4 protein-coding genes are annotated in these 4,726 nt (G+C 74.6%); all 4 read right to left on the bottom strand.

What is annotated here, in order from left to right:
• Positions 1-129 precede the first annotated feature (129 nt).
• On the bottom strand, positions 130-1,101 hold the full coding sequence (locus DVA66_RS17205) for an epimerase (RefSeq protein WP_114561164.1): 972 nt from the start codon (positions 1,099-1,101) through the stop codon (positions 130-132).
• Positions 1,102-1,147: 46 nt separating this feature from the next.
• Positions 1,148-2,917: a serine hydrolase domain-containing protein gene (locus tag DVA66_RS17200; protein ID WP_114561163.1), complete on the bottom strand. Its 1,770-nt coding sequence runs from the start codon at positions 2,915-2,917 to the stop codon at positions 1,148-1,150.
• A gap of 91 nt (positions 2,918-3,008) precedes the next feature.
• A complete protein-coding gene (locus DVA66_RS17195) occupies positions 3,009-4,346 on the bottom strand; it encodes a family 43 glycosylhydrolase (RefSeq protein WP_114561162.1) in 1,338 nt (445 codons plus the stop codon).
• Positions 4,347-4,448: 102 nt separating this feature from the next.
• Positions 4,449-4,726: response regulator transcription factor (locus tag DVA66_RS17190; RefSeq protein WP_198671891.1), on the bottom strand; the 278-nt coding region annotated here is incomplete at its 5' end.

The following is a 4,726-nucleotide window of genomic DNA, read 5'->3' as shown; positions in this document are numbered from 1 at the left end:
CAGCGTCTCGAACTCCATCGGGCGCGAGTGTGGCCAAGACGTCGCAATGGGCAGCGGCTGAGCGACGATCAGCCCACACTCGCGGCGGGCTGCGGGGCTGCGGGGCTGCGGGGCGGCGGGGGCGCGGGCTCAGCGGGGGAGGAGGTCGGCGATGGCGGCGTCCAGCTCGGGCCAGCGGAAGGTGAAACCGGCCGCGGTGAGCCTCGCCGGGACGGCCCAGCGGCTCTTCAGCACCAGCTCGGACTCCTGGCGCAGCACGAACATCCCCGGTTCCAGCAGCCAGCGCGGGGCCGGCAGCCCGAACGGGACGCCGACGCTGCGTCGGAGCGCGGCCATGAAGGCCGCGTTGGTGCTGGTGCCCGGTGCGGCGAGGTTGACCGCCCCCTCGACCTCCTCGTGCTCGTCGAGGAAGGCGACCGCGGCGACCAGGTCGTCGACGTGGATCCAGCTGAACCGCTGCTGTCCGCGGGTGCGGGTGTCGTGCACGGCTGCCGGGGTGGGTGCGGACCCGGTCCCGCGGTAGCGGCGGTGGGGGAACCAGGGGCCGTCCAGCTGCGGGCCGCCGGAGCCGAACCGGGCGGCCCGGCGCAGCATGGTCAGGGCCGGGCCGTCCCCGAGCACGATGGCCATCCGCAGGGCCACCCGCCGGGTCCGGGGAAGCTCCCCGGCGAAGAGGGTCCGCTCCCATTCGCGGGCCACGTCGACGCTGAAACCCGAGCCGAGCTCACCGTCGTCCTCGGTCTGCGGCCGGTCGGTGGCGTGGCGGTAGATGGTGGCCGTGCTGGCATTGAGCCACACCCGCGGCGGCTCGGCGGCGCCCGCCACCGCCTCGTGCAGCAGCCGGGTGGTCTCGACCCGGGAGCGGAGGATCTCCTCGCGGTTGCGGTCGGTGTAGCGGCAGCCGACGCTGCGCCCGGCCAGGTTGAGCACCAGGTCGGCGCCGTCCACCAGCCGCCGGACGGCTGCCGGGTCGGCCCAGCTCGCGTCCGGTCCGCGCCGACCGATGCCGACCACCCGGTAGCCCCGGCCCTCGAGGTCGCGGCGCAGGTGCGGGCCGAGGAAGCCGGAGCCACCGGCGAGGACGGCGCGGGGTGCGGTCACGGCGCCCACCCTGGCGGGTTGGCGCGACGGGCGTCCACCCGGCCGGTCAGCGGGTGACGCGCTCCCAGCCGTCGTCGGCCACCAGCCGCCAGGGGGCGTCCTCGGTGCCGACCTGGGCCTGCCCGCGGCCCAGGGTGAGCCGGATGTCGTCGAGGTGGACGCCGCGGCCGGAGAGCGAGGCGTCGGTGGTCTGGCGCCAGCGCACCTGCACCCGGCCGCTCGGCAGCGCGGCCTCCGCGTGCTGCCACTGCCGCAGCCCGCTGGCCGCGTACGGGCCCGTCACCGGTGCGCCGTCCAGGCTCCACGGCAGCGGCGCCCAGGTCTCGCCGGAGTCGGTCGAGACCTCCAGGTGCAGCGGGTCGGTGGACTCGACGTCGACCAGCGTCTCGAACTCCAGCTGCCCGCCGGTCCGCGGCACGACGAGCGACCAGGTCAGCGCGGCGTCGGTGCGCGGCTCGGTGCCGGTGTGCCAGAAGTCCTCCCCGCGCTGCGGCCGGACGGCCATCGCCTCGGCCAGGCCCTGGGCCGCCGCGACGCGCACCGGGTTGGGGCTGCCCCAGCTGCGGCTCGGGTGCACCCGGTTGGTGAGCAGGATGACGAAGGATCGGGAGCTGAAGTCGAGCACCAGGGACGTCCCGGTGTAGCCGGTGTGCCCAGCGGTGCGGGGGGAGGCGAGCCCGCCCATGTACCAGCGCTGGTCGAGCTCGAAGCCCAACCCGTGGGCGTCCTCGGGGAACTCGGTGTTCTCGTTGGTGATCATCTGCTGCACCGACTGCTCGCTGAGCACCCGCTGGCCGTCGTAGCTGCCGCCGTTGAGCATCGCCTGGGCCAGCCGGGAGAGGTCGTCGGCGGTGGAGAACACCCCGGCGTGGCCGGCGACACCGCCCAGGGACCAGGCGTTCTCGTCGTGCACCTCACCCCACACCACGCCCCGGTCGGGGGTGGCCTGGAACTCGGTGGCGGCGATCCGCGGGCGCAGCGACGGGTCGGGGTTGTAGCCGGTGTCGTCCATGCCGAGCGGTTCGGTGATGCCGGTGCGGACCAGCTCGTCCAGCGACTGCCCGCTGACCCGGCTGGCCACCTCGGCCAGGGTGATGAGGTTGAGGTCGCTGTAGGTGTAGGTGGTGCCCGGCTCGTCCACCAGCGCCGCGGTGAGCGCGGCGTGCAGCCGCGACTGCGGGTCGGGCTGGGTGCTCCACAGCGGCACCCAGGCGGGGAACCCGGAGGTGTGGGTGAGCAGCTGGCGGATGGTGATGCCGGACTTGTCGTGCTCGGCCGGCTCGTCGGGGTCGGCGCCCGGAGCGGGGTCGGTGAACTCGGGGATGTAGGTGGTCACCGGCTCGTCGAGCGCGACCCGGCCGGCCTCCACCTGCTGCATGACGACCACCGAGGTGAACAGCTTCGACACCGAGGCCAGGTCGTAGATCGTGTCGGTGCTGGTCGCGATCTGCTCGGCCTCCGGCAGCTCGGTGCCCTGGCCGTCGGCGAACAGCCGGGAGTGCCCGGTCGCCTCCTGCATCACCACGTGGCCGTCGTGGCCGTAGGTGAGCACCGCGCCCGGGAACAGCGGGTGGTCCCGCTCGCCCTCCGGGCCGGTCGCCGCCACCACGCGCTGCCAGGCCTCCTGCAGCGGGGCCGGGTCGAGCCCGACCTCGGCGGGACCGGCCTCGGCGAGCACCGTGCCGGCCGGGGCGAACCCGGGCTGCGGGTCGTCGAAGGCCAGGCCAGCGTCGTCGGCGGAGGCGGACAGCGCTGCGGTGCTGACCATGGTGAGGGCGGCACCGCAGATCACGGCCGTCCGGAGGATGCGCTTCATCGGGTCTCCCGGGTGGGGGTGTCGGGGTTCCCGACGCTACCCCAGCGCCGACGAATGGACTAGACCTCGACGCGGGCCGGTGCGGGTGGTCTCAGGCGAGGTCGAGCGAGTCGAGCCGGGCGCTGCCGCGGACGTGCTCCAGGTGCAGGGTGTGGGCGCCCGCGGTCAGCTCGAGGTCGACCGTCAGCTCCTGCCAGCCGCCGGCGTCGCGGGCCGGCAGCCCGACGGCCCGCGCCGGTCCGTCGTCGACGGCCAGACCCTGCGCCACCGGGCCGTCGGCGGCGTAGCCGAGCCGCAGCGTGTAGCCACCGTCGGCCGGGGCGAACACCCGTACCGACACGCGGTCGCCCTCGGCGTCCAGCCCGGTCACCGCGGCCCCGCCGGAGGCCGTGGCGTCGTCGACCGTCTGGACGCCGTGCAGCGTCGCGTCCTCGGCCTCGAGGCGGACCGTGCTGCCGCGGACCACCGGGTGGTCGGCGTCCCAGCCGAGGTCGGCGGTGTACATGCCGCGGCCGCCGGCGGGCAGGTGGCCGTGGAAGACGATGGTGTCGTCCAGGACGTCCTGCCCGCCCGGGCCGTCGACCGCGCCGCCGAGGCTGTCGGTGGTCATCAGCGGCTCCGGCGCCCGGGTCCAGGGCCCGTCCAGGCTGGGGGCGGTGGCGTAGCCGGTGTAGTAGCCGCCGCCGGTGTAGACGCCGGCGGAGAAGAACAGCACGTAGTGGGACGGACGCTTCACCAGCACCGGGGCCTCGATCACGCCCTGGTCGGCCGGCTGGTCGTTGCGCAGCAGCTCCCTGCGCTCGCCGAGCAGCGTGGTGCCGGCGGCGTCGGTGCGCTGCAGCCAGAGGATGCTGGGCTGGCCGATGGCGTTGCCGTCGTTCTTGTAGAGCAGGTAGTGCGTGCCGTCGGTGTCGACGAAGCTGGAGGCGTCGATGTTGCCGCCCTCCTCGGGGTTGCACACCAGCGGGTCGTCCTGCGGCACGAACGGTCCGGCCGGCCCGTCGGCGGTCGCGGCGCTGAGGCACATCCGCCCGTTGTCGTCGTTGCGGGCGGTGAAGTACATGAGGAAGCTGCCATCGGGACGCTCGGAGACGTCGGGGGCCCAGAAGCCGTGGGTGGTGCGGATCCAGTCCGGCCAGGTCTCCTTGGGCACGAAGACGTCGCTCTGCACCGTCCACGGCCCGCGGACGTCCGGGGCGGTGGCGTGCGGCACCTGACCCTTGCCGGGGCTGGAGGTCGAGTAGGCGTGGTAGGTGCCGTCGACCTCGATCACGTCGGGATCGGGGAAGTCGGAGTCGATCACCAGCTGGGGCGCCTGGGTGCCGCGAGCGGGTTCGGTGCCGGGGTCGGCGGTGGCGGCGGGGCCGGCGGAGAGGCCGAGCGCCAGGGCGAGGGGGAGGGTGAGCAGCAGGGTGCGGGTCCGCGTCATCGGGGACACCTTCCGGGGGTGGGAACGGGGTCGACCAGCAGTATGCCGCAGGTGCTTACAACGTTGTACCCCTGCCGCGGATTTTCTGGGCGCCGGTCCGGGTCAGCCCAGCAGGCCCTGGCGGCGGGCCTTGGCCGCCGCCTCGCCACGGGAGGACGCCTCGAGCTTGGCCAGGATGTTCGAGACGTGCACGCTGGCCGTCTTCACGCTGATGAACAGGTCGGCACCGATCTCGGCGTTCGACCGGCCCTCGGCGACCAGCCGCAGCACCTCGCTCTCGCGCGGGGTGAGCGGGCCGACCCCGCCCGCGCCGTCGGTGCCGGTGCGCCGGCGCAGCTCGCGCTGCCGGTCGAGCAGCGGGGCCAGGCCGAGCGCGCTGG

The organism is Desertihabitans aurantiacus (assembly GCF_003344635.1).
Lineage (GTDB): Bacteria > Actinomycetota > Actinomycetes > Propionibacteriales > Propionibacteriaceae > Desertihabitans > Desertihabitans aurantiacus.
This window is presented reverse-complemented; position numbering and strand designations above follow the sequence as displayed.

Excerpts from the sequence above, each read along its gene's own strand:
- DVA66_RS17200 (WP_114561163.1), bottom strand. The coding sequence starts at position 2,917 with ATGAAGCGCATCCTCCGGACGGCCGTGATCTGCGGTGCCGCCCTCACC.
- DVA66_RS17195 (WP_114561162.1), bottom strand. The coding sequence starts at position 4,346 with ATGACGCGGACCCGCACCCTGCTGCTCACCCTCCCCCTCGCCCTGGCG.